Genomic DNA, 24,364 nt, shown 5'->3' on the forward strand with positions numbered 1-24,364 from the left:
CCCGCCGCCATGGCACGCTTCTTCATCGACCGACCCATCTTCGCCTGGGTCCTGTCCATCATCGTGATGCTCGCCGGGCTGATGTCGATCCGCTCGCTGCCGCTGGAGCAGTACCCCGACATCGCCCCGCCGCGCGTCTCCATCAACGCCACCTACACCGGCGCCTCGGCGAAGACGGTGGAGGACTCGGTCACGCAGGTGATCGAGCAGCAGATGACCGGACTGGACAACCTGCTCTACCTGCAGGGCACCAGCAACTCCTCGGGCATCTCGCGCACGCAGCTGACCTTCGACGCCGGCACCGACATCGACGTGGCGCAGATGCAGGTGCAGAACAAGCTGCAGCAGGCGATGTCGCGGCTGCCGCAGGCGGTGCAGAGCCGCGGCGTGACCGTCACCAAGGGCGGCAACGACTTCCTGATGATCGTCTCGATGTACTCGGCCGACGGCAGCGCCGACGCCGTCGACGTCGGCGACTACATCACCAGCAACCTGATCGACGTCGTCAGCCGCATCGACGGCGTGGGCGAGGTGCAGACGCTGGGCACGGGCTACGCCATGCGCATCTGGCTCGACCCGGACAAGCTGCGCAAGTACGCGCTGATGCCCTCGGACGTCAACACCGCCCTGCTGGCGCAGAACGCACAGGTCTCGGCCGGCCAGCTCGGCGCCCTGCCCGCCGCCTCGCAGCAGCAGCTCAACGCCACCATCACCGCGCGCAGCAAGTTGCGCACGGCCGACCAGTTCCGGGCCGTGGTGCTGCGCGCCACGGCCGACGGCGCGGTGGTGCGGCTGCAGGACGTCGCGCGCGTCGAACTCGGCGCCGAGAACCTGACGGTGCGCTCGCTGCTCAACGGCCGCCCCGGCGCCGGCATGGGCGTGGTGCTGGCCGACGGCGCCAACGCGGTGCGGGTGGCCGAGGCGGTCAACGCCAAGATCGCCGAGCTCAAGCCGCTGTTCCCCAACCAGCTGGAGACCTTCGTCAGCTACGACACCACACCGTTCGTCAGCGCCTCGATCCACGAGGTGGTCAAGGCGCTGATCGAGGCCATGCTGCTGGTGGTGGTGGTGATGTACGTCTTCCTGCAGAACTTCCGCGCCACGCTGATCCCGGCGATCGCCGTGCCGGTGGTGCTGCTGGGCACCTTCGGCGTGCTGTCGGTGTTCGGCTATTCGATCAACACGCTCACCATGTTCGGCATGGTGCTGGCCATCGGTCTCCTGGTGGACGACGCCATCGTGGTGGTGGAGAACGTCGAGCGCGTGATGAGCGAGGAAGGCCTGTCGCCCAAGGAGGCGACGCGCAAGTCGATGGACGAGATCACGCCCGCGCTGGTGGGCATCGCGCTGGTGCTGTCGGCGGTGTTCATCCCGATGGCCTTTTTCGGCGGCTCGACCGGCGTGATCTACCGCCAGTTCTCCATCACCATCGTCTCGGCCATGGTGCTGTCGGTGCTGGTGGCGCTGACCCTCACGCCGGCGCTGTGCGCCACCCTGCTCAAGCCGATCGAGAAGGGCTCGCACACCTCGCACGGCGCGCCGCGCAAGGGACTGCTGGGCGGCGTCGACCGCTTCTTCGCCGGTTTCAACCGCCGCTTCGACCGCACGGCCGACCGCTACCAGGGGTTCGTCGGCGCCATCGTGCGGCGCGGCAAGCGCAGCCTGCTGGTGTACCTGGCGATCTGCGCGGCGATGGCGGTGATGTTCCTGCGCCTGCCGACCTCGTTCCTGCCGGACGAGGACCAGGGCTTCGTGCAGGTGCAGATCACGTTGCCGCCGGGATCGTCGAACGCGCGGCTGCAGCCGATCCTGGCCCAGGTGCAGGACTACTTCGCCAGGCAGCCCGAGGTGGTGAGCGTCAACCTGCTGACCGGACAGAACGGCGACCAGAGCTCGGCGCGCGCCTTCGTGCTGCTCAAGCCGTGGGACGAGCGCAAGGGCGCCGAGCATTCCGCCGCCGCCATCGCGCGACGCGGCAGCAAGGACCTCGCGGCGGTGCGCGACGCGCGCATCTTCGTCGTGCTGCCACCGGCCGTGCGCGGGCTGGGCGCCAACGCGGGCTTCAACTTCTACCTCAAGGACCAGAACGGCCTGGGCCACGAGGCGCTGGTGAAGGCGCGCGACCAGGCCCTGCAACTGCTCGGCCAGCGCCCGGAGATGGTCAACGTGCGCAGCAACAACCTCGAGGACACGCCCGAGTTCGCGGTCGACATCGACGACGCGCGCGCGGGCGCGCTCAGCCTCGCGACCAGCGCCATCGACAGCACGCTGTCCTCGGCCATGGGCGGCACCTACGTCAACGACTTCCTCAACAACGGCCGCGTCAAGCGCGTCTACATGCAGGGCGACACGGCCTTCCGCATGCTGCCGGCGGACATCGGCCGCTGGAGCGTGCGCAACACGCTCGGCCAGATGGTGCCCTTCGGCGCCTTCTCGACCTCGCGCTGGAGCTACGGCTCGCCGCAGCTGGTGCGCTACAACGGCAGCCCGAGCTACGAGTTCGTGGGCGACGCCGCCGCCGGCGTGAGTTCCGGCGCGGCGATGACGGCGGTGGAAGACGTGATGCGCCAGATGCCCCAGGGCATCGGCTACGAGTTCACCGGCGCGTCGTTCCAGGAGCGCCTGTCGGGCGCGCAGGCGCCGATGCTCTACGCCATCTCGATCCTGTTCGTCTTCCTCTGCCTGGCCGCGCTCTACGAGAGCTGGTCGGTGCCGTTCTCGGTCATCCTGGTGGTGCCGCTGGGCATCGTCGGCGCGCTGCTCTTCACGGGGCTGCGCGGGCTGACCAACGACGTCTACTTCCAGGTCGGCCTGCTGACCACCGTCGGCCTGTCGTCGAAGAACGCCATCCTGATCGTCGAGTTCGCCAAGCAGCTCCAGGAGCAGGGCAAGAGCGTGCTCGACGCCACGCTGGAGGCGGTGCGGCTGCGCCTGCGGCCGATCCTGATGACCTCGCTGGCCTTCGGCTTCGGCGTCCTGCCGCTGGCCATCGGCACCGGCGCGGGCGCGGGTGGCCGCCAGTCGATCGGCACCGCGGTGCTCGGCGGCATGGTGGTGGGCACGGCGCTGGGCATCTTCTTCGTACCGCTGTTCTTCGTGCTGATCCGGGGCTTCATCGAGCGCCGTGCGGGCAGGCGCAAGGACGAACCCGCTTCCCCGGCGGCCGGCGGCGATGCCGTGGCGACGGCCGCCGCGACGGGAGGCCGTTGATGCGGCGCCGTTTCCTGTCCGCGCTGCGCGGGTCCTTCGTCCTGGACGCCAGCCGCACCGCTCGCCCTTCCCCCCTGCGTCGTCCTGCGCCTTCCATGCGACCACTCGCCGCCTTCTGCCTCCCCGCCGCCCTGCTCGCGGGCTGCGTGAACCTCGCGCCGCCCCACGCCACGCCGGCGGCGCCGGTACCGCAGGCCTGGGCGTCCGCGTCCGCGGCGACGGCGGTCGCTCCGAGCGCGAGCGCCGTCGGCCTGCCCGAGGTCGCGCCGCACGACCTCGGCTGGCGCGACTTCTTCGTCGACGAGCGCCTGCGCGGCACGGTCGCGCTGGCGCTGGAGAACAACCGCGACCTGCGCGTCGCCGTGCTCAACATCGAGCGTGCGCGTGCGCAGTACGACATCGTCCAGGCGGCGGTCTACCCGACCCTGAGCGGCGGCGTCTCCGGCAGCCGCTCGCGCACGCCCGGCAGCCTGGCGGCCAACGGGGTGACGCGGTTCGCGACGCAGTACAGCGCCACCGTCGGCCTGGCCAGCTACGAGATCGACCTGTTCGGCCGCGTGCGCAATCTGGGCGAGGCGGCGCTGGAGGGCTTCTTCGCCACCGAGGACGCGGGCCGCACGACCCGCATCAGCCTGGTCGCCGACGTCGCCAACGCCTGGCTCACGCTGGCCACCGACCAGCAGCGCCTGCGGCTCGCCCGCGACACGCTGGCGAGCCGGCAGAAGTCCTACGACCTGATCGAGCGCGGCTACCAGCTGGGCGCGCAGTCGGGCCTGGCGTTGGCGCAGGCGCGCAGCACCGTCGACACCGCCCGCGCCGACGCCGCCGCCTACGACAGCCAGGTCGAGCAGGACCGCAACCTGCTGGCGCTGCTGGTCGGCGCCACGCCGCCGGACGAGCTGCTGCCGTTGCCGCCCGCCGACACGATGGCGACGACGCCGGCGGCCCGCCTGCTGGCGCCCCCGGCCGGACTGGCCTCGGACATCCTGCAGCAGCGCCCCGACGTGCAGGCCGCCGAGCACACCCTGCGCGCGAGCAACGCCAACATCGGCGCGGCGCGCGCGGCCTTCTATCCGCGCATCGCGCTGACCGGCTCGGGTGGCACGGCCAGCAGCAGCCTCTCCGGCCTGTTCCGGGACGGCAGTTCGATCTGGAGCTTCACGCCGTCGATCAGCGTGCCGATCTTCGACGGCGGCATCAACCGCGCCAACCTGCGCGTGGCCGAGGTGCAGCAGCGCATCCAGCTCGCGACCTACGAGAAGACCCTGCAGACCGCCTTCCGCGAGGTGGCCGACGCCCTGGCGGCGCGGCGCACCCTCGACGAGCGCCTGGCGGCGCAGCAGTCGCTGCTGGCGGCGACGACGCGCGCCTTCGAGCTGTCCGACGCGCTGTTCCGCGCCGGCGGCGGCGACTACTTCGTCGTGCTCGACGCCCAGCGCTCGCTCTACACCGCGCAGCAGTCGCTGCTGGCCCTGCAACTCATCGAACAGGCCAACCGGCTCACGCTCTACAAGGTGCTCGGCGGCGGCTGGCTCGACACGACCCGGGCCGCGGCGCAGGCGGTGCCGGGCAGCGTCGCCTCAGGAACGCCCGGCGGCTGACGCAGGCGTCGCGCCGCCCGCCGGCGACGGGCCGCCCGGCGTCAGGACCATGAACAGGCCCTCGATCGGCCGGCGCTGGTCGCGACGCACCACGCCGCGCTCGGCATGCACGACCTCGAAACCGTGCGCGCGGGCCCGTTCGCGCAGGTAGTCTTCGCCGTGGGCATAGCGCAGGCTCGGCAGCAGCTCGAAGGCGGCCGCCGCCGACGCCGTCAGTTCGACCGAGAAGGCGAAGACACCCCCGGGCTCCAGCACCCGGCGCAGGGCGTCGAAGGCGGGCGACAGATCGCCCACGTAGATGAACACGTCGGCCGCCGTCACCAGGTCGAAGGTCGACGGCGCGGCCCGCAGGAATTCGACGATGTCCTGCCGCGCGAGGATGTCGTAGGCGCCGGTGGCCTCGGCCTGCGCCAGCATCCTTCCCGACAGGTCGACGCCGCTCAGGTGCCGCACCTTCGGCCGCAGCAGGGCGCCGCACAGCCCGGTCCCGCAGCCGAGATCGAGCGCGCGAGCGAAGGTGCGACCGGGTGCCACCGTCTCGACGAACCGCGCCAGGATGTCGTGCGCGCGGTAGTCGAGCACCTCGACGACGTGGCCGGCGAAGGTGTCGGCGTAGTCGTCGAACAGGGTTTCCACGTACAGCGCGGGCGCGATGGCCGGCGTCGCGCCGTCCCCCACGGCGGCGAGGTAATAGTCGTGCAGCTCGTCGTCGGCACCGTGCGAGCGGGCCTGCCGGAAGGCCTGCGCGGCCTCCGACGCGCGGCCTTGTTCCCGCAGCAGCGTGCCGAGGTTGGTCCAGGCCGGCGCGAACGTGGGATCGGCGGCCACGGCGCGTTCGTAGGACGGCAGGGCCTGCGCGTCGCGTCCCAGGTCCTGCAGCACCTGGCCGTGGCGGAACCACGGCTGGGCGAACCCGGGAGCGAGCGTTCCCGCGCGCTCGAAGCCGCGCAGGGCCTCGTCCGGCCGTCGACGCAGCGCTTCGGCGTTGCCACGATGGAACCAGGCCTCGGCGTTGTCGGGTTCGATCGCCAGCACCTGCGACACGGCGTCCAGGGCGGCGTCGGCGCGACCGAGTTCCAGCCGAGCCGCCGCCAGGTTGATCAGCGTCGAGACCCGGCCCGGGGCCAGACGCAGGCTCGCCGCGAAATGCGCCTCGGCATCGGCGAAGCGGCGGGCGGCGAGGTGGGTCAGGCCCTTCATGAAGTCCTGGCGGGCTTCTTCGAAGGCGGCCGAAGGAAGAGGTGCGGTCATGGGCGTCTGCCGGGCGATGCGTTCGGGTGACCGGGCGCGGTCGGGATCGACGCGCATCGGTGCGTGGCAGGTTAATCCATGCAGGGAGCCACCGATCGCCTGCCGCGGAACCGAGCGAAGGTTCGGAACGGTGGCTGCGCGCCATGGACACCGCGCATCGACGCCCCTAGATTACGCATCGAAACTAAAACTTAAACCTAAGTTCTCGTTTAAACATTGGGTCCTCCAATTGGAATTGGAAAGCCTTCCATGCGCTTACGGTTTTGTGAAATGAATCACAGACACGGTACCCGCATCGCTGCATCATCGCGGCACCATGAAAATTCTTATTCTGTTGGCAAGCGTCGCAACGACCTGGGGTCTGGTGGCAACGTTCGGCTGGATTTCCATCGCCGTCTGTTTCGTCCTGGCGCTCGGCAGCCTGGTGTTTTCCTCCGGACAGGCCGAAGACGAGCCCCAAGGCCCGGTGCGCCAGCGCGACGAGCATTTCTTCGACGCCACCACGGCGTCGCAAGGCGGTCATTGACGTCTTTGGTTGCTGGAGGCGCCGCGTCGTCCAGCCCCGGAGGATTTCAATGAGGAATAATAAAAAAGGATTACTGTTTAAATTTCATTTCGGAATTTAAACCGCAAGTGAATCGAAGGCCTGTTCCGAGATCCTTCAATTCCGCACCTCGTCCAATGCCCTGAAAGCGCAGACTCTTCCGAGTCACGGCTTTCAGGGCATTTGCATTATGGCCAGGCGAACGACACAGCTCGCACGACACGCACGGCCGGTCCCGCATGGTCGCTGCCGCACCGAGACGACCGGCACATCGCGCCGCACCCTTACATTTCGACGCACTTCGACATGCATCCGATCGCGCGGGCCCTCCGTACAGAACTCACGCGCCGTCCGAATGCCGGGCGCGCGATGGTGGGAGCGAGACCCGGAGCCCGACGGCCCGTGATTCGCTCCTTGTTCGACAGGATCGTCATCCGCCGCGCCAGCCGCGACACCCGAAGGAGTCTCCGATGTCTACCGAATCCAAGCTGATCGATGTTCTGCAGAACCGTGCCAGGAAACTGGAGGATCGCCGCCAGTTCTTCCGCAAGACCAGCGCCGTGGGCGCCGGTGTGGTGGGAGGCATGATCCTCTCGGCGTGCGGCGGCGGGGGCGACGACGCCGTCGCGCAGACCAGCACCGGTCCCACCGACGTGGAGATCCTGAACTTCGCGCTCAACCTCGAATACCTCGAAGCCCAGTTCTATCAGTACGCCGTCTTCGGCACCGGCCTGCCGGCCAACCTGCTCACCGGCGTCGGTACCCAGGGCAGCGTGGTCGGCGGCCGGGCTGTGGCCTTCCGCGACCCGGTGGTGGCGCAGTACGCCAAGGAGATCGCCCAGGACGAGATCGCGCACGTCGCGTTCCTGCGCGCGGCGCTCGGCAGCGCGGCCGTGGCCCAGCCGCAGATCGACGTCGGCGGCACCGATCCGAACGGCGCGTTCTCGGTGGCGGCGCGCGCGGCCGGACTGGTTGGTCCGGGCGTGGCGTTCGATCCCTACGCCAGCGACGAGAACTTCCTGCTGGGCGCCTTCGTCTTCGAGGACGTGGGCGTGACGGCGTACAAGGGCGCCGCGCCGCTGATCACCAACAAGACCTACCTGGAAGCCGCCGCCGGTATCCTGGCGGCCGAGGCCTACCACGCCGGCCTGGTGCGCACGGTGCTCTACTCCAAGGGTGTGGCGACGCCGGCGCTGCGCACCTCGGCCGACGCGATCTCCAACGCGCGCGACACGCTTGACGGCTCGACCGACGTCGACCAGGGCATCACCGGCACCGACGGCGCGTCCAACATCGTGCCGCTGGACAAGGACGGGATCGCCTACAGCCGCACGCCCGGCGACGTGCTCAACATCGTCTACCTCAATGCCGGTGGCGTGTCGCGTGGCGGCTTCTTCCCCGTCGGACTGAACGGCTCGCTCGTCATGGCCAGCCCCTACGCCTGAGCCGCGAGCGGCACGGGTCAGCGGCGTCTAGGAAGGTCCGAGCGGGAACGGGATCCCCAGACGCCGCAGCAGCAACACCGCCAGCAGGAGCGTGGTCGCGAAGACCAGCCAAAGCGGCCATTCCTCGTCGGTGCAGAAGGTCGCGAGCCACATGGCGACGACGGCGCCGAAGATGCAGCTCACGTACAACGTGAAGTGGATGAATCTGTCGAGCATGGGGCGACTCCGATGCTGGCGGTGCGCACAAAGTCACGCGCTGGGATGGCGCCGCGACGAGGCGGATCTTATTCAGTCGAACTAATTAAATAGTTCCTATCTCTCAGAAACAAGAGCGGTCAGGATCTCGCTGCGGCAGACCCATCCCGGGTCGCGTCGCCCGACTTCCACTGAGAGATTCGACATGCCTTCCCTGGAACAGCAGGTGTGCGGCGTCGGGGGTTCCCATCATCCCGGCCATCCCGTGATCATCGCCCTGCTCATCATGACCAAGTACCCCAGCCTGAGCGCCGCCGAACAGCGCGAGGAAGGTGTCGGCTGCCCCGTGGTGCTGACCGACGGGGACATCCCGGGCGCCGGCGAGCAGGTGAGCGCCGCTCTCGCCATCCTGGCCGATCTGCGCCGCGACGGACCGGAAGCGGCCTTCGCCCGCGCCACCCGGCAATGGCTGGTGCGGACGTCGCGTCGCTTCAAGGACCGTCAAGGTCCGGGCCAGACCCAGGCCGAGCGATTCAAGCGGCGGTTCTTCGAGTTGGCATCGACCTGGCCGATCTGAGACGACGCCAGGCCAGGCACGGGAAAACTCGATTCCGTTCGATGCCTCAACCGAGCTTGACGACCTGCCCCGACGCGGCCGACCGGTAGATGGCCTCCATGATCACGTGGTCGCGCACGCCCTCCTCGCCCGGCGTGCGCGGCGCCTGCCCGGTGCGCAGACACTGGGCGAAATGGTCGATCTCGGCGGTGAACTGGTTCTTGGGTGGCAGCACCACCTCGTTGTTCGCCTTGTCGTCGCCCTGGCGCTGGCCGATGATCAACCGTTGGCCCCGGTAGTCGTAGGCGTTGGGCATGTCGAGCGTGGCCTTCTCCATCTGCAGGCGCTGCCACTTGTCCTCCCGCGCGCCGTAGCTGGACACGCATTGGGCCAACAGCCCCGACGGAAAGCGCAGCATGAAATTCACCGTCTCCTCGACGTCGGCGTAGCGCGGGTCGCCGGGCGGGCTGTAGGTGTGGGCGAAGACCTCCACCGGCTCCTGGCCGATGATGAAACGCGCGGTGTTGAGGCAGTACAGCCCGATGTCGGGCAGGGCCCCGCCGCCGGCCTGGGCCCGCTTGTGGCGCCACTGTCGGGTCGCGTCGGCGGCGACGGTCTGGACGTTGCCGGCGGTGAAGGCCACGATGCGGCCGAAGGTGCCGTCCCTGACGAACTGGCGCACCCGCAGATGATGCGGCTGGTACTGGATGCGGTAGGCCACCATGAGCCGGACGCCGGCCTTCGCGCAGGCGGCCACCATGGCGCGCGCATCGGCCGCGCTGGTGGCCAGCGGCTTCTCGCACAGCACGTGCTTGCCCGCCGCCGCCGCGCGCTCGACGTACTCGCGGTGCATGGCGTTGGGCAGCACGACGTACACCGCCTGCACCCGGGCGTCGTCGCGCACCTTGTCGAAGTCGGCGTAGCTGTAGCACGACGTGGGCGGAATGCCGTACTGGCGCGCCACCGCGGCCATCTTCTCCGGGGAGCCGGACACCAGGGCCGTCACGCGGGCCTGCCCGCTCTCCGCGAAGGCCGGCAGCAGTTCCTCCAGCGACAGCCGCCCCAGTCCGACGATGGCGAAGCCGACGCGCTGCTCCGGCGGCAGCGGCGCCGGCGGGCCCGACCCGGGACTGTCGGCCTCGCCGCGCCAGGGCGGGAAGACGACCTTGCCGTCCTGAACGCCACCGGTGTCGACCGGTGTCGGTCCGGGCAGACCCTGCGCCGCGACGGCGCCGGCCGAGAGGACCAGTCCGGTGGTCGTGGAAGCGCCCAGCTTGAGCATGGCGCGGCGGTGCAGGGCGGGATGGAGGAGAGGAGGCATGGGTCGGGTCGTCGGTCGATGGAATGGCGCGCGAGAAGCCGCGCGATGCAGTTCAGCCCTTGGGCGAATTGAGCGGCGTGCTGTCGCCCGGCGCGCGGTCCGAGGGCTCCTTGTTGGCATCCGTGCTCAGGTCCTCGTGCAGTTCGAAGGCCGCCGAATCGTCGTGCGCCGTCGATTCGACATCGGCGCGCTTCGCGTTCATGCGTTCGTTCGGTGCCGGACCGCCGACCTCGTCGCCCGCCGCAGTGCGCTGCGTGGTCAGCTTCTCGCCCGCGCCGATGTTGTCGATGCCGCCGTCGGTGCTAGGACGGGTGCCTTCGCCGCTGGCCGTCACCTGGTTGTAGTTGGTCATGTCGAAACGCCTTCACGGTGATGAAAACGTCACGCTACGGCGGTCCGGTGCGGCCGCGCTGTAGGAAAGCGGGCCGAGAGGTCCGGGTCCATCGCGACACGGCATCCGATCGCCGGGGGCCCGAACGACGTCCGTGCCGGGCGGGCCGGTCGTGCTCCCGTCGTCCGGATCGCCGGGCGGCGCGAGCACGGCCCGGCGACGCTCAGGACGGGCTGTTCTGCTTGATGGCCTCGGCGCGCTTGTAGTTCGACAGCGGCGCCGGGTCCTCCTCGGATTCCGCGAGCTGCCGGTCCGCCTGGACCTGGTCCTTCGTCTCGTCCTGGCGATCGAGCGTCGCGCTGGCGCGATCGATTTCGCCTTCGAGGGCCGCGAGCGCCGACTCGTAGTCGGGGCTGGCCGGGTCGGGCAGCGCGAAGCGCCGCTGCGCGGCCTCGTCGCCTTGCGTGGCCAGGACGCTGCGATGGTGCTCGCGCTCGGCGGACAGGACGCGCAGGGCGCCGGCGGCGGGAGAGGTGCTGCTGAAGGAAGTGGTCATGGAAGGAACTCCTGGAGTTGGAAGGGAAGGTTCGCCGGGAGGGGCGATCCGTGCGTGGCGCGGCCCCGAGGCCGGTTGCACTTGTTCCTGGAGTTCTTCGCGTGCGGTGCCGGGTCCGCGACGGTGTCCCCCGGAGGGGACCCGCGCGTTGCGGTACGCCCAATTTGCCACAAACGAGGGCGCCTTCGAACGGCCCGCTCCAAGACGCGGCCGTGTCCTGCATGCCGGCGCGAATCGCGACTCGCCGGTCGTTCGCAGCGGTCCGACAACCGAGTCCCGGCGCCTCGTCCGACCGCCGACGACTCAGGCCGAAGCCGGCGCCGCCGGGCGATCGAGCCCCGCGGCCAGCGCGTCGACGAAGGCGCGCACCCGCGTCGAGAGCTGCAGCCGCTGCGGATACACCGCGTAGATGTCGGCCTCGGGCGTCCGGTAGTTCTCGAGCACCTCGACCAGCCGGCCGCTGCGCAGGTGGCGCTCGACGTCCCACTCGGCGCGCATCAGGATGCCGTGGCCGTCGAGCGCCCAGTTCACCGCGATCTCGCCGTCGTTGGTGGTCAGGGTGCCGCGCGTCTTGACCGACTCGGTGCGCACCTTGCCGCCGGTGCCGGTCGTCAGGCGCCACAGGCCGTAGGCCTCGTCGCCCTGGCGGATGCCGATGCAGTTGTGGCGCGTCAGGTCGTTGGGCACCCGGGGCTGGCCGTGGGCCTTCAGGTACGACGGCGCCGCGCACAGCAGGCGCCGGTTGGTGCCGACCCGCCGGGCCACCACGCGGCCGTCGGGCGGCTCCCCGAACCGGACGCAGACGTCCCAGGCGTCGTCGGTGAGCGGCGGCGGATTCACCGACAGCTGCAGCTGCACGTCGACCTCCGGGTGCCGCTTCGCGAACCTCGAGATGATCGCCGCGACGTGCGTGCGCCCGAAGCCCAGGGTGGCGTTGACCCGTAGCAGACCCTGCGGCGCGCGGCGCGACTGGCCCAGCAGCTCGTTGAGGTCGTCGATCTCGGCCAGGATGCGCCGGGCGTGCGCAACGAACACCTCGCCCTCGGGCGTCAGGCTCATGCGACGCGTGCTGCGCGTGACCAGCGACACGCCCGCGCGCGCTTCCATCTGCGAGAGGCGCTTGCTCACCGCGGCGGTGGAGACGCCCAGTTCGCGTCCGGCCGCGCTCAGGCTGCCGCACGCGACCAGGGTGGAGAAGAAGCCGAGCTCGGCCGGCTGGATGCCCGTGGGGGTGGCCATGGAAAGGATCGATCGATTGTTGAACCCAGGTTGACGATGGCTTGAATCCGGGTGCGATTCTGCAGGGCTTCCGGCTCCTACATTCACGTCCGGCCCACCGCTCATCCCCTTCATCCACTCACGGAGACATCCCCATGAAGACCTACAAGATCGCGACCATCCCCGGCGACGGCATCGGCAAGGAGGTCGTGCCCGCCGGGCGCGAAGTGCTGGAAGCGCTCGCCGCCGGCAGCAACACGTTCGCCTTCGAGTTCGAGGACTTCGCCTGGGGCGGCGACTGGTTCCGCGCCCACGGCGAGATGATGCCCGCCGACGGCCTGGACGCCCTGCGCGACAAGGACGCCATCCTCTTCGGCTCGGCCGGCGACCCCCACATCCCCGACCACGTCACCCTCTGGGGCCTGCGCCTGAAGATCTGCCAGGGCTTCGACCAGTACGCCAACGTGCGCCCCACGCGCATCCTGCCGGGCATCGACGGCCCGCTCAAGCGCTGCGGCCCGGACGACCTGGACTGGGTCATCGTGCGCGAGAACTCCGAGGGCGAGTACGCCGGCGTGGGCGGCCGCGTCCACCAGGGCCACCCCATCGAGGCCGCCTGCGACGTCTCCATGATGACCCGCGCGGGCGTCGAACGCGTCGTCCGCTACGCCTTCGAGCTGGCCCGCTCGCGCCCCCGCAAGCAGCTGACCGTGGTCACCAAGAGCAACGCCCAGCGCCACGCGATGGTGATGTGGGACGAGATCGCGCTGCAGGTGGCCAAGGACTTCCCGGACGTGACGTGGGACAAGGAACTGGTCGACGCCATGACCGCGCGCATGGTCAACCAGCCCGCCACGCTCGACACCATCGTCGCGACCAACCTGCACGCGGACATCCTCTCGGACCTGGCCGCCGCGCTCGCGGGCAGCCTGGGCATCGCGCCCACGGGCAACATCGATCCGGAGCGCCGCTACCCGAGCATGTTCGAGCCCATCCACGGCTCGGCCTTCGACATCATGGGCCAGGGCCTGGCCAACCCGGTGGGCACCTTCTGGTCGGTGGTGATGCTGCTGGAGCACCTGGGCGAGGCCGAGGCCGCCGCGCGGGTCATGGCCGCCATCGAACGCGTGACGGCCGACACCTCGCTGCACACGCGCGACCTCGGCGGCACCGCCACCACCGCGCAGGTCACCCGCGCCGTCTGCGAGCGGATCGCCGACGGCACGCGGCAGCAGCAGCAGCAACCGCAACCGCAGCGCAAGGCCGCCTGAGCGACGCGGCCGCCGCCGCGCACGGCGGCGGTGCCGGCGCGGCATCGCCCCCTCTCCACCGCCTCCGACGCTCCCCTTCGAAACCGCCGCGCGTGCGGTCGGGACGTCCCGTTTCGCCCCTCTTCCGGAGACAGACCATGAAGACACCGACCCCGCGTTCGCGCCGGGCGCTGACCGCGCTCGCCCTGACCTTCGCCACCTCGCTGGCCGCCGCCCAGGCGTTCCCGACCAAGCCCGTCACGCTGGTCGTGCCGTTCCCGCCGGGTGGCAGTTCCGACGCCCTGGCCCGCTCGCTGACCACCGGCCTGTCGCAGAGCCTGGGCCAGCCGGTGATCGTGGAGAGCCGGCCCGGCGCCGGCGCCACCGTCGGCGCCGACTTCGTCGCCAAGGCCAAGCCCGACGGCTACACGCTGTTGATGGGCGCGGTGCACCACGCCATCGCCACCAGCGTCTACAAGAAGCTGCCCTACGACTTCGAGAAGAGTTTCGCGCCGATCACCACCGTGGCGCTGGTGCCCAACGTGCTGGTGGTCAACGCGAAGTCGAGCGCGACCGACGTCAAGGGCCTGATCGCCCTGGCCAAGGCGGCGCCGGGCAAGCTGTCCTACGGCTCCAACGGCAACGGCACGGTGCAGCACCTGATCGGCACGCAGTTCGCGCAGCAGTCCGGCGTCGAGCTCCTGCACGTGCCCTACAAGGGCAGCGCGCCGCTGACGACCGACCTGCTCGGCGGCCAGGTCGACATGTCCTTCGACACGCTGACGCCGCTGGTCCAGCACATCAAGGGCGGCAAGCTGCGCGCTCTGGCCGTCACCACGGCGCGACGCTCGGGCACCCTGCCCGACGTGCCGACGCTGGCCGAATCGGGCCTGGCGGGCTTCGACCAGGGCACGTGGTTCGGCATCCTCGCGCCGGCCGCCACGCCGCCGGAGATCGTGGCCCGGCTCAACACCGAGATGGTGCGGATCATCCAGTCGCCCGACTTCAGGAAGCGCATGGACGAGATCGGCGCCGAGCCGGTGGGCGACACGCCGGCGCAGATGGCGACGCGCATCGGGAACGACACGGCCAACTACGCGAAGCTGGTGAAGGAGGCGAAGGTCGCCATCGACTGAGAGGGCGCGGGGGCACCCGCCGCGCACGCCGACGCCGCCCCCTCCGAGGCCTCACGCCGGGCCGGCCAGCACCTCGAGGATGTTGCGCGCCGCGCCCACGGCCATGCCGCGCAGGCCGCCGTCGGTGGTGCCGCCCACGTGCGGCGTCAGCACGGCGTTGGGCATGTCCAGCCAGGGCGAGTCCGGCGCCAGCGGCTCGTCGGCGAAGCAGTCGAGGCCCAGTTGCAGTTCGCCGGCGCGCAGGCGCCGCTGCATGTCGGCCTCGTCGAACAGGCCGGCGCGGGCGGTGTTGACGACGATGGCGCCCCGGCGCAGCAGGCCCAGGCGGCGCGCGTCCAGCAGGCCGCGGGTGTCGTCGTCGAGCGGGCAGTGCAGGGAGACGATGTCGCTCGCCGCCAGCAGGTCGTCCAGCCCCGTGGCGATCGCCCCCTCGGGCAAGGCCGACGCCGGCACGAAGGGATCGGTCACCCGCACCCGCATGCCGATCGCCTGCGCGAAGCGCACCACGCGCGCGCCGATCGCGCCGCAGCCCACGACGCCCAGCGTGGCGCCGGCCAGTTCCAGGCCCAGGTAGCCCGGCTTGTCCCAGTGTCCCTCGTGCATGCGCCGGTCCAGCCAGGCGAGACGGCGGGCGCAGGCCAGCATCAGGCCCAGCGCGTGCTCGGCGACCGCCTGGCTGTTGGAGCCGACGGCCGCCCGCACCACGATGCCCAGCTCGCGCGCCGCCGCCCGGTCGATGGCGTCCAGCCCCACGCCGTGGCGCGAGACCACGCGCAGCCGGGGCGAGGCCGCCAGCACGCGGCGGTCGATGCGGCCGTAGCGCGCCAGGATCGCGACGGGTCGCTCGCGCTCGCACAGGGCCACCAGTTCGTCCTGCGTGAAGGTCGCGCCGGTGTAGACCAGGCGGTGGTCGCGCAGCAGCTCGACGGCGTCGGGATGCAGCCGGGCTTCGGAGATCAGGATGGTGTCGGGGTTCATGGCGACGGCTTTCCGGTGCGTGGGGCGGCGCGGTCCAGCGGCAGGCCGGCGACGCCGGGTTCGGCGCGCAGTACCGTGCCGTGGGTGGAATCGGTGACGTAGAGCACGTCGCGGTCGGCGCCGCCGAAGGCCAGGTTGGTGAGGGAGGCGCCGGGCGCGCCGCGCAGCACCAGCTCCGGCTCGGCGCGGGCGTTGAGCACCCAGACGCAGCCCAGCCCGGGGTTGGCCACCAGCAGGCGGCCGTCGCGGTCGACCGCCAGGCCGTCCGGTCCGCTCGGACCGTGGGAGGTGAAGAACTGGCCCACCTTGGCGACGCTGCCGTCGGCCAGCAGCGGCACGCGCCAGACGCAGTTGCCGCGCGTCACCGCCAGCCACAGCACCTTCTGGTCCGGCGACAGCGCGACGCCGTTGGGGCTAGGCACGTTGGCCAGCAGCAGGTCGAGCTGGCCCGAGGGGCGCAGCCGGTACAGCCGCCCGGTGGGGTCGTGCAGGCCGGTCTGGCCCTGGTCGGTGAAGTACAGGTTGCCCTCGGCGTCGAAGACCAGGTCGTTGACGCCCTTGAAGCGCTCGCTGTTCCGGCGCTCCAGGAACGGCTCGACGCGGCCGCTGGCGATGTCCAGGCGCATCAGGCCGTGCCGGTAGTCGGTGACGAGCAATGTGCGCTCGTCGAGCAGCTTCATGCCGTTGGGCTCGCCGTCGTACTCGGCCACCTGGGTCCAGTCGCCGGCCGCGTCGATGCGGAAGACGCGGCCGAAGGGGATGTCGCTCACGTAGAGGTTGCCGTGGTCGTCGGCCACCGGCCCCTCGAGGAAGGAATCGGTGGGGTGGCCGCCGCGGTTGGCGCGGCTCCAGTCGCTGTGCCGGCGCTGGCGGAAGCGGTCCGGCAGGCGGGTGAAGGGTTGCAGGTCGACGACGCGTGGAGGGTTCAGCAGGAACATGGGGATCGCTCGGGCATCAGTGGGGAGTGGGCGTGGAAGTGGGGGGCTCGTCGAAACCGTAGAGCACGGCGGGGTTGTCGACCAGGATGGCGTCCATCAGCCGGTCGTCGCCGCACCAGTCGCGCAGCAGGTCGACCAGGTCGGCGTCGTCGACGCTGCCGGCCGGCTCGGTGGTGTGCGGCCAGTCGCTGCCCCAGACCAAACGCCGCGGCGCCGCGCGCAACAGGGCGCGGCCGAGCGGGGTACGGTCGCCGTAAGAGGGAGCGCCTTCGGCCGATCCCATGTAGGCGCCCGAGAGCTTGACCCAGGTGCGGCCGGCGTCCAGCAGCCGGCGCAGCGTGGCGAAGGCCTCGCCCCGGACGCCCGGCACCGGGTCGATGCGTCCCAGGTGATCGACGACCAGCGGCACCGGCAGCCGCGCCAGCACGGGCTCCAGCGCGACCAGCTGCGCCGCCGAGGCGAACACCTGCAGGTGCCAGCCCAGCGATGCCGCCTTGGCCGCCAGGGTCCGCAGCATCTCCGGCGTGGTGGCGCCCCAGGACTGCGGCGAGACGAAGTTGACCCGCAGGCCGCGCACGCCCCGCTGCGCCAGCAGCGCCAGCTCGGCCGCGTCCACGTCCTGCGCGACCACCGCGACGCCGCGCGCCCGCGGGCCCAGGGCGGCCAGCGCGTCGAGGGTGCAGCGGTTGTCGGTGCCGTAGGTCGAGGGCGTCACCACCACCGCCCGGTCCGTGCCCAGGCGCCGCTGCAGCAGGCGGTAGGCCGCCACGTCGGCCCGCGGCGGCGTGCGCGGCCAGTGCGGCGACGCCGCGAAGCGCGGGTCGAAGACGTGCATGTGGCAGTCGCAGGCGCCCGCCGGCATGACGCGCGACGGCGCGCGGGTGCCGGCGGAGTGCGAGACGGGAGCGGCGTCCATCGTGTCGTGGGACTCAGTCGACCTTGATGTCGCCCTTGCGGATCACGCCGGACCACTTGGCCGCTTCCTTCTGCAGGAAGGCGCCGAACTCGGCCGGCGTGCCGCCGACGGGCTGCGCGCCCATCTCGCCCATTCGCTTCCTCAGCTCCTCGTCCTGCAGCGACTCGACCACCGCCTGGTGCAGGCGCTGGACCACCGCCTCGGGCGTGCCGGCCGGCAGCAGCAGGCCGTTCCATTCGTAGGCCTCGTAACCCGGCAGCACGGTCTCGGCGACGGTGGGCACCTCCGGCAGCAGGGGCGAGCGTTTCGGCGACGAGATCGCCAGCGCGCGCAGCTTGCCCGAGACCACCAGCGGGTTGCTCGCGGCCAGGGTGCCGAACATGAAGTCGACCTGCCCGCCCATGACGTCGGAGATCGCCGGGCCGCCGCTCTTGTAGGGCACGTGCAGCATGTCCAGACCCAGGCCCTGGCGATAGAGCTCGGCGGCCAGGCGCTGCACCGTGCCGCTGCCGCCGGAGGCGAAGCTGAGCTTGCCGGGCTGTGCCTTGGCGCGCGCGATCAGGTCCTGCTGGTCGCGGATCGGCGAGTCCTTGCGCACGATCAGCACGTTGGGCGAGAGCGAGACCAGCGCCAGCGGCTGGAAGCTCCTGTCGTTGAAGGGCAGCCTGGCGTAGAGCGCCGGGTTGATCGAGAACGGCGTGGCGTCGTAGAGCACGGTGTGGCCGTCGGCCGGGGCGCGCGCCACGAAGGCCTCGCCGATGGTGCCGCTGGCGCCGGGCTTGTTGTCGACGATCACGCTCGTGCCCAGCCGGGCGGCCATGCGCACCGCCAGCTGGCGGGCGATGGCGTCGGCCGCGCCGCCGGGCGCGTAGGGCACGACGAGGGTGATGGTACGTTCGGGGAACGCCGCCTGCGCGGCGCCGGCGGCCACGGCGCAGGCCAGCAGCAGGGTCTTGAGGAGCTTCTTCATGGGGTGTCCCGGAAAGGGTTGGAAGGCGGATGGATGCGCGTGGCGGCGGCGTTCACTCGACCTTGAGGTCCAGCGCCCGCGCGGTGCGCGTGGCGTCCTCGATCTCGGCATCGAGCTGGCGCGCGAAGGCGTCGCCGCAGGTGCTGGCGGGCTGCATGCCGAGGCCGCGCAGCTTCTCGGTGGTCGCCGGGGCGGCGGCGAAATCCTTCGCGACGCGGGTCAGGCGCTCGACCACGTCGGCCGGCGTGCCCGCCGGCGCGAGCAGGCCGTACCAGGCGTCGGCCGCATAGCCCTTGACGCCCGACTCCTCGAAGGTCGGCACCTGCGGCAGCAGGGCCGAACGCTGCGGCGCGGCCACCGCCAGCGCACGCAGCTTGCCGGTCTGCACCTGCGGCAGCACCGAGCCCAGCGTGGCGAAGGAGGCGTCGACCTGGCCGCCCATCAGGTCGGTCACCGCCTGGGCGGCGCCCTTGTAGGGAATGTGGTTCATCCGCGTGCCGGTGAGCCGGGTGAACTGCTCGCTGGCGAAGTGGCCGCTGCTGCCGCTGCCGGGCGTCGCGTAGGTGCGCTCGCCCGGACGGTCGCGCACGTCCCGCAGGAACTCCGCCAGGGTCTTCGCCGGCATCGAGGGCCCGACCACCAGCACGGTCGGGCTGATCGCCAGCGTGCAGATCGGCGCGAACGAGCGCGATGCGTCGAACTTCACCCGGGCGGCGTAGAGCGCCGGGATCATGGTGTGGTTGGTGGCGCCCAGCAGCAGCGTGCGGCCATCGGGCGGCGCCGCGGCCACCGCCTCGGCCGCCAGGATGGTGTTGGCGCCGGGCTTGTTGTCGACGATCACCGACCGAGCGAGCGCGCGGCCGGCGAAGTCGGCGAAGGCGCGCGCCACCACGTCGGTGGGCCCGCCGGCGGAGAAGCCGACCACCAGGCGGATCGGCGGGGTCGACGCTCCCGGCTGGGCGGACGCGGCCGCGGCGATGGCGGCGACGCCCGCGGCGACCAGCGCGGGTCGGATCCGGTGACGGAATGGCATGTGTTGTCTCCTGGGAAGGCGGAAGTCCGCCCGGCGGCTCTGCGGAAGCTCGGGACGGTCGCCGTCGTGGGGTGTCAGGCGGCCGTGGACGTCGCGCCCGCGACCACCGAGCGCACGTTGCGCGCGGCGGCGACGCCCATGTTGACGTAGGCATCGCCGGTGACGCCACCGATGTGCGGGCTGAGGACAAAGCCCGGCTGGCCCTTGAAGACGTTGTCCGCCGCCAGGGGCTCGACCGCGAAGCTGTCGAGGCCGGCGCTCATCACCTGGCCCGAGCGCACCGCCGCGAGCAGCGCGTCCTCGTCGACCAGGCCGCCGCGCGCGGTGTTCACCACGATCACGCCGCGCTTGCATTTCGCCAGCGTGTTGGCGTCGATCAGCCGGCGGTTCTCCTCGGTCAGCGGGCAGTGCAGCGAGATGGCGTCGGCCTCGCGCCAGATCGTCGCCAGGTCGACGCTCCGGACGTAGTCCGGCAGGTCCTTCGCGAACGGATCGAAGCCGATCACGCGCATGCCCAGGGCGTCGGCCATGCGCGCGAACTTCAGGCCGATGGCGCCCAGGCCGACCAGGCCGACCGTGCGGCCGCCGAGCTCGACGCTCTTGTGCGTGGCCTTGTCCCAGTGGCCGGCGTGCATGCGCGCGTCCAGCGGCACCACCGACTTGGCGCAGGCCAGCAGCAGCGCCAGCGCCTGCTCGGCGACGGCCGCGGCGTTGGCGCCCACGGCGGCGAGCACCTGGATGCCGCGCTCCCTGGCCGCGGCCTTGTCGATGGTGTCGGTGCCGCTGCCGTGCTTGGCGATCACCTTGAGCGAGGGCGCCGCGTCCATGGCGGCGGCGCCGACGCCGCTGTAGCGCACGATGATCGCGACGGGGTCATGCCGGCGGCACAGGGCGACGATGTCGTCCACGGTCGGCGTCCTGCCGGCGTAGACCACCTCGTGGTCCTTCAGCAGGGCCAGGGCCTGCGGCGCGAGGTCGGTGCCGGTGACGAGGACGACGCCGCTCACAGCGTCTCCCCTTCCTTGAGCACGCCGGCCGTGCGCAATGCGGCGCCGAGCCATTTGGCCGCCGTGTCGCCTTCCTTGATGGCGGCGATGCGCGCGGCCTCGTCCCTGACCTTCTTCTCGGCCAGGGGCAGCAGCGATTCGATCTTCTCGCGCTCGACCACCACGACGCCGTCGCCGTCGGCGATGACGAAGTCGCCCGGGCGCACCGTCACGCCACCGACCGTCACCGGGTGGCCGATGCGGCCGCCGACGTTCTTGGTCGGGCCATTGGGATTGGTGCCGACGGAGAAGACCGGATAGTCCATCTCGTCGATCTCCAGGCTGTCGCGGCAGGCGCCGTCCATCACCACGCCGGCGATGCCGAGCTTCTGGCAGGCCGTCATCATGATCGTGCCCATCAGGGCCGAGGTCCGGTCGCCCTTGCCGTCGATGACCAGCACGTCGCCCGGCTGGGCCAGCGCGATGGCCGCGTGGATCATCAGGTTGTCGCCCGGACGCACCTCGACCGTGAAGGCCGTGCCGGCGAGCTTCATGCGCGGACGCAGCGCCTGGATGCGCCCGTGCATCGCGCCGCGCCGCCCGGCGACGTCGGCCAGGATGGCCGGCTGGAGTTGCGCGGCCTGCGCCACGATGGCGGCGGGCACGCGTTCGAAGTCGCGGACGATGTCGGGGAGTTGGGAGGTGGACATGGTTTGGCTTTCGGTCGAAGGATGATGGGAATCGGAATGGGGTAAGGGGAAAGCAACGGCGAAGTCGGCTCGGCGGCCTCATCGGCGCCACCACTGCGCAGCCCGTGAAGAAACCGTCGCACCCGATGCCGAGGACACCGTGGAACCGGCTCCGCCGGGCCACCGGTGTCGCCCCCTGGAAGGGGGTTGGCGAAGCGACACGAAGTGCGCGGAGACTGGGGGTCAGTCGACCTTCGCGCCGGACTCCTTCACCACCTTGCCCCAGCGCACGATGTCGTCGCGGATCAGGGTGGCGAACTTCTCGGGCGTGCCGCCCAGGGACTCGGCGCCCTGGCTGGCCAGCTTCTTCTTCACCTCGGGGTCCTGCACGGCCTTGTTGAAGGCGGCGTTGAGCTTGGGCACGACGTCCTGGGGCATGCCGTCCGGGCCGGCGACGCCGAACCAGGTCACCGCCTCGAAGCCCTTGTAGCCCGACTCGGCCACCGTCGGCACCGCCGGCAGGTCGGCCGTGCGCTGGGCCGAGGTGACGGCGATCGGACGCATCTTGCCGCTCTTGATGTAGCCGATGAGCGTGGGCACCGACGACATGTACATCTGGATCTGGCCGCCGATCAGGTCGGTCGAGCCCTGGGCCGCGCCCTTGTAGGGAACGTGCGTGAACTTCACGCCGGCGGTCTTCTGCAGCAGCTCGGTGGCCAGGTGGGCGACGGTGCCGCTGCCGGAGCTGGCGTAGTTCAGGGTCTCGGGCCTGGCCTTGGCGGCGGCGACCACGTCGGCCAGGGTCTTGTAGGGCGAGTCGGCCGCGACCACCAGCACCAGCGGCGCGGTGGCCACCAGCGTCACCGGCGACAGGTCCTTCTGCGGGTCGTAGGGCAGCTTGGGATAGAGCGTCGGGTTGATCGCCAGGTTGCTGGTCTGGCCCAGCACCAGCGTGTAGCCGTCGGGCGTCGCCTTGGCCGCCGCGTCGACGCCCAGGTTGCCGCCGGAACCCGGCTTGTTGTCGATGATGATCGACCAGCCGTTGCTCGTGGCCACCTTGTTGGCGACCTCGCGGGCGATCAGGTCGGTGCCGCCGCCGGCCGGGAACGGCACGATCAGCCGGATCGGCCGCGACGGATAGCCGGACTGCGCCAGGACCGGCGCGGCGCCCAGCAGCGACCCCGTGGCGATCAGGCCGAGGGCGGCCAGGGCGAAGCGACGCGAAGCGCCGCCGGTGGTGCGGAAGGATGTCATCTCACTTGTCTCCAGTTCGGAACCGCGCCGTCCGCGGATGGGACGATGCGTTCGGTGAATGGCAAGTATTCACAGGACCACACCACGGGTCCAATCGATTATTTTTTGAGATCCATCAATCCGGCTTGGGGTATTTCACGGCCTGCGAGGTCGCGTGGCGCGCCAGCAGCTCGATCAGCCGCCGGGCCGCCGGCGGCACGTAGCCGTTGTCGCGATGGGTCACCACCATGCGCCGCCGCATCGCGATGCCCTCGATGGGCACCTCGCGCAGCACGGCGCCGGAGCGCCCGGCCTGCAGGTGCAGCCGCGAGATGAAGCTCAGCAGCCCGGTCTCGCCGATGAGTTCCGGCAGCATGATCAGCATGGTGCTCTCCACCTGCACCACCGGTCGCGGCAGGTGCTGGCGGTCGAAGGTCTGGTCGAGCCAGTCGCGTGTCGGCGCACCGGCGGGCTGCAGCACCCAGCGGTAACTCGCCAGGTCGTCGAGCCGGGGCTCGGGCAGGCCGAAGACCTCGTGCGTCTCGGCCGCCGCCACGACGATCAGGTCCTCGGCCAGGTAGTGCGAGACGAAGCCGGCCTCGGGCGTGCCCTCGGTGCCGACCATCAGGTCGATCTCGCCCGCGCGCAGCAGCGGCTTGAGCACGTCCACCAGCGCGACGGTGGTGCGCAGCGTCACGCCGGGCGCCTCCCGGATCAGGTCGCGCGCGGCCGGCGGCAGCAGGAACTGCGCGGCCGTCGGCACGATGCCGACCTTGAGCAGGCCCGACAGCCCGCGGCCGATGTCGCCGATCTCGCGCCGCGCACTCTCGATGTCGAAGCGCGTGCGCTGGGCCCACTTGAGCAGCGCGTGGCCGGCGGCCGTGAGGCGGATGCCGCGCCCGCTCTTCTCGAACAGGGCGGCGCCGCAGGCCGCTTCCAGGCGGTCCACGCAGCTCGTCAGCGCCGGCTGCGTGCGATGCAGGCGCTCCGAGGCGCGGCCCATGTGCTCGAGCTCGGCGATCACTTCGAAATACTGGAGATCGCGCAGGTCCAAGGTTCAGCTCCTCGTCGATGGGCCAACCGCCCGGGAGCGCATTTTTCCAGACGCGGTGCGACGGCGCCCGTCGACCGGTACTCCTGCACGTTTCGCCAGGCCGTTTTCCAGCCGAATACCGAAGCGTGAAATGCTGCCTTGGATCGGCATGACGCGGTAAAGAAAATTCCAGTTTTCACCCCGAACGCCATGATCCATTCCATCGCCCCGGTGCGGCCGGTCGCCTCGCATCGCGAATGCCGTCGCCTCCCGCATTCATCGTGCGGCCGCGCGGTCGAGGCCTGACCATGGCGCGATCGCTCCACTTCAACGCGAGCTGGCTCTACCAGGAGAGCGCCGGCATCGGCACCAGCACCGGGACCGGCAGCCCGGCCGCTTCGGTCGCGCCGTTCAAGCCCGCCTCCCCGGCGCCCCGACCTGTCCCCCCAGCCAGCGCACCGACCCCCGCACCGGTCGCATCCGACGTCGCGGCGCTGGCCGAACGGGCCGTGGTGACCGAGCTGCTGCAGATCGCGAAGACGGTGCTGACACTGGAGATCACCTTCGAAGCCGGACCGCGACGGACGGCCGAGGTGCCGGTGCCCGCCGGCGCCGCCCTGCTCGACCGGCCGGTCGTGCTGCGCGACGGTCAGGTCTACGGCACGCTGTGCTGCGTGAGCGACGACCGTCGCACCCCCGTGGGCAGCCGCCCGGCCGATGCGCTGCGCTGCGTGGCCGTGCTGGTGGGCAGGGAGCTCGACCGGCATCGGCGACGCCAGGCCTGAAGGGCGTGCCGGAGGGAGGACGCGTCGGTCGCGCGTCCGTCCACGGGCGCCGGAACGCCCGATCCCGACCCTCGGCTCAGGCGAGGGTGTAAGCCGTCTTGACGGTCGTGAAGAACTCCTGGGCGTACCTGCCCTGCTCCCTGGGCCCGTAGCTCGAGCCCTTGCGCCCGCCGAAGGGCACGTGGTAGT

The 24,364-nt window shown here is 71.0% G+C and carries 23 protein-coding genes; 8 read left to right on the forward strand and 15 right to left on the reverse strand.

Features of this window, described 5'->3' with window-relative positions; all coding sequences use genetic code 11:
• Positions 1-9: 9 nt before the first annotated feature.
• A complete protein-coding gene (locus ABID77_RS15865; RefSeq protein ID WP_429597843.1) occupies positions 10-3,210 on the forward strand; it encodes an efflux RND transporter permease subunit in 3,201 nt (1,066 codons plus the stop codon).
• A gap of 95 nt (positions 3,211-3,305) precedes the next feature.
• Positions 3,306-4,811, forward strand: coding sequence for an efflux transporter outer membrane subunit (locus ABID77_RS15870; protein ID WP_429597845.1), 1,506 nt, complete (start codon positions 3,306-3,308; stop codon positions 4,809-4,811).
• Here ABID77_RS15870 and ABID77_RS15875 read toward each other — a convergent pair.
• Complete coding sequence (locus ABID77_RS15875) at positions 4,791-6,062, reverse strand: tetratricopeptide repeat protein (protein WP_429597847.1); 1,272 nt, start codon at positions 6,060-6,062, stop codon at positions 4,791-4,793. The genes ABID77_RS15870 and ABID77_RS15875 overlap by 21 nt on opposite strands.
• A 316-nt stretch (positions 6,063-6,378) precedes the next feature.
• On the opposite strand from ABID77_RS15875, the gene ABID77_RS15880 reads away from it, so the two are divergent.
• Together ABID77_RS15880 and ABID77_RS15885 are read left to right on the forward strand one after the other, a co-directional pair.
• On the forward strand, positions 6,379-6,588 hold the full coding sequence (locus ABID77_RS15880; protein ID WP_429597849.1) for a hypothetical protein: 210 nt from the start codon (positions 6,379-6,381) through the stop codon (positions 6,586-6,588).
• A gap of 488 nt (positions 6,589-7,076) precedes the next feature.
• Entirely contained in the window at positions 7,077-8,051 is a 975-nt protein-coding gene (locus ABID77_RS15885; protein ID WP_429597851.1) for a ferritin-like domain-containing protein, read from the forward strand.
• A 27-nt stretch (positions 8,052-8,078) separates the two neighbouring features.
• On the opposite strand, the gene ABID77_RS15890 is transcribed toward ABID77_RS15885, so the two are convergent.
• Entirely contained in the window at positions 8,079-8,267 is a 189-nt protein-coding gene (locus ABID77_RS15890; RefSeq protein ID WP_429597853.1) for a hypothetical protein, read from the reverse strand.
• 184 nt (positions 8,268-8,451) lie between these two features.
• On the opposite strand from ABID77_RS15890, the gene ABID77_RS15895 reads away from it, so the two are divergent.
• Positions 8,452-8,823 (forward strand): hypothetical protein, encoded by a 372-nt coding sequence (locus tag ABID77_RS15895; protein ID WP_429597855.1) that lies wholly within the window; start codon positions 8,452-8,454, stop codon positions 8,821-8,823.
• Between the two features lie 46 nt (positions 8,824-8,869).
• On the opposite strand, the gene ABID77_RS15900 is transcribed toward ABID77_RS15895, so the two are convergent.
• The 4 genes from ABID77_RS15900 to ABID77_RS15915 all read right to left on the reverse strand — a co-directional run bounded on the left by ABID77_RS15900 (position 8,870) and on the right by ABID77_RS15915 (position 12,249).
• The gene (locus tag ABID77_RS15900; protein WP_429597857.1) at positions 8,870-10,123 is read right to left on the reverse strand and encodes a Gfo/Idh/MocA family protein; all 1,254 of its coding nucleotides are present in this window, start codon (positions 10,121-10,123) and stop codon (positions 8,870-8,872) included.
• A gap of 52 nt (positions 10,124-10,175) precedes the next feature.
• A complete protein-coding gene (locus ABID77_RS15905; protein ID WP_429597858.1) occupies positions 10,176-10,475 on the reverse strand; it encodes a hypothetical protein in 300 nt (99 codons plus the stop codon).
• A 202-nt stretch (positions 10,476-10,677) separates the two neighbouring features.
• Positions 10,678-11,010, reverse strand: coding sequence for a hypothetical protein (locus ABID77_RS15910; RefSeq protein ID WP_429597859.1), 333 nt, complete (start codon positions 11,008-11,010; stop codon positions 10,678-10,680).
• Between the two features lie 303 nt (positions 11,011-11,313).
• A complete protein-coding gene (locus ABID77_RS15915) occupies positions 11,314-12,249 on the reverse strand; it encodes a LysR family transcriptional regulator (protein ID WP_429597861.1) in 936 nt (311 codons plus the stop codon).
• Positions 12,250-12,383: 134 nt separating this feature from the next.
• Here ABID77_RS15915 and ABID77_RS15920 point away from each other — a divergent pair, with 134 nt between their 5' ends.
• Both ABID77_RS15920 and ABID77_RS15925 read left to right on the forward strand, forming a co-directional pair.
• Complete coding sequence (locus ABID77_RS15920) at positions 12,384-13,499, forward strand: tartrate dehydrogenase (protein ID WP_429597863.1); 1,116 nt, start codon at positions 12,384-12,386, stop codon at positions 13,497-13,499.
• A 137-nt stretch (positions 13,500-13,636) separates the two neighbouring features.
• Entirely contained in the window at positions 13,637-14,614 is a 978-nt protein-coding gene (locus tag ABID77_RS15925; protein WP_429597865.1) for a Bug family tripartite tricarboxylate transporter substrate binding protein, read from the forward strand.
• A gap of 51 nt (positions 14,615-14,665) precedes the next feature.
• Here the strand turns inward: ABID77_RS15925 and ABID77_RS15930 are convergent, their stop codons facing one another.
• The 9 genes from ABID77_RS15930 to ABID77_RS15970 form a co-directional block, all read right to left on the reverse strand.
• Positions 14,666-15,592 carry a hydroxyacid dehydrogenase gene (locus ABID77_RS15930; RefSeq protein ID WP_429597867.1) on the reverse strand — a complete coding sequence of 309 codons (927 nt, stop codon included), beginning with the start codon at positions 15,590-15,592 and terminating at the stop codon, positions 14,666-14,668.
• Positions 15,589-16,530 (reverse strand): SMP-30/gluconolactonase/LRE family protein, encoded by a 942-nt coding sequence (locus tag ABID77_RS15935; RefSeq protein ID WP_429597869.1) that lies wholly within the window; start codon positions 16,528-16,530, stop codon positions 15,589-15,591. Before ABID77_RS15935 ends, ABID77_RS15930 begins: the two co-directional genes overlap by 4 nt.
• Positions 16,531-16,546: 16 nt before the next feature.
• The gene (locus tag ABID77_RS15940) at positions 16,547-17,446 is read right to left on the reverse strand and encodes an amidohydrolase family protein (protein ID WP_429597871.1); all 900 of its coding nucleotides are present in this window, start codon (positions 17,444-17,446) and stop codon (positions 16,547-16,549) included.
• A 13-nt stretch (positions 17,447-17,459) separates the two neighbouring features.
• A complete protein-coding gene (locus tag ABID77_RS15945) occupies positions 17,460-18,416 on the reverse strand; it encodes a tripartite tricarboxylate transporter substrate binding protein (RefSeq protein WP_429597873.1) in 957 nt (318 codons plus the stop codon).
• Between the two features lie 52 nt (positions 18,417-18,468).
• Positions 18,469-19,449, reverse strand: coding sequence for a tripartite tricarboxylate transporter substrate binding protein (locus tag ABID77_RS15950; RefSeq protein WP_429597875.1), 981 nt, complete (start codon positions 19,447-19,449; stop codon positions 18,469-18,471).
• A 74-nt stretch (positions 19,450-19,523) separates the two neighbouring features.
• Positions 19,524-20,456, reverse strand: a complete 933-nt coding sequence (locus tag ABID77_RS15955) for an NAD(P)-dependent oxidoreductase (RefSeq protein WP_429597877.1) — start codon at positions 20,454-20,456, stop codon at positions 19,524-19,526.
• Positions 20,453-21,145: an RraA family protein gene (locus ABID77_RS15960; RefSeq protein ID WP_429597879.1), complete on the reverse strand. Its 693-nt coding sequence runs from the start codon at positions 21,143-21,145 to the stop codon at positions 20,453-20,455. The genes ABID77_RS15955 and ABID77_RS15960 overlap by 4 nt, the downstream gene beginning before the upstream one ends.
• Positions 21,146-21,367: 222 nt before the next feature.
• Positions 21,368-22,378, reverse strand: coding sequence for a Bug family tripartite tricarboxylate transporter substrate binding protein (locus tag ABID77_RS15965; protein WP_429597881.1), 1,011 nt, complete (start codon positions 22,376-22,378; stop codon positions 21,368-21,370).
• Between the two features lie 115 nt (positions 22,379-22,493).
• A complete protein-coding gene (locus ABID77_RS15970) occupies positions 22,494-23,411 on the reverse strand; it encodes a LysR family transcriptional regulator (RefSeq protein ID WP_429597883.1) in 918 nt (305 codons plus the stop codon).
• Positions 23,412-23,698: 287 nt separating this feature from the next.
• On the opposite strand from ABID77_RS15970, the gene ABID77_RS15975 reads away from it, so the two are divergent.
• The gene (locus ABID77_RS15975) at positions 23,699-24,175 is read left to right on the forward strand and encodes a hypothetical protein (RefSeq protein WP_429597885.1); all 477 of its coding nucleotides are present in this window, start codon (positions 23,699-23,701) and stop codon (positions 24,173-24,175) included.
• The last annotated feature ends 189 nt before the right edge of the window (positions 24,176-24,364 follow it).

Origin of the sequence: Variovorax sp. PvP013 (assembly GCF_050435945.1) — a bacterium.
In the GTDB taxonomy this organism is placed as follows: domain Bacteria; phylum Pseudomonadota; class Gammaproteobacteria; order Burkholderiales; family Burkholderiaceae_C; genus Variovorax.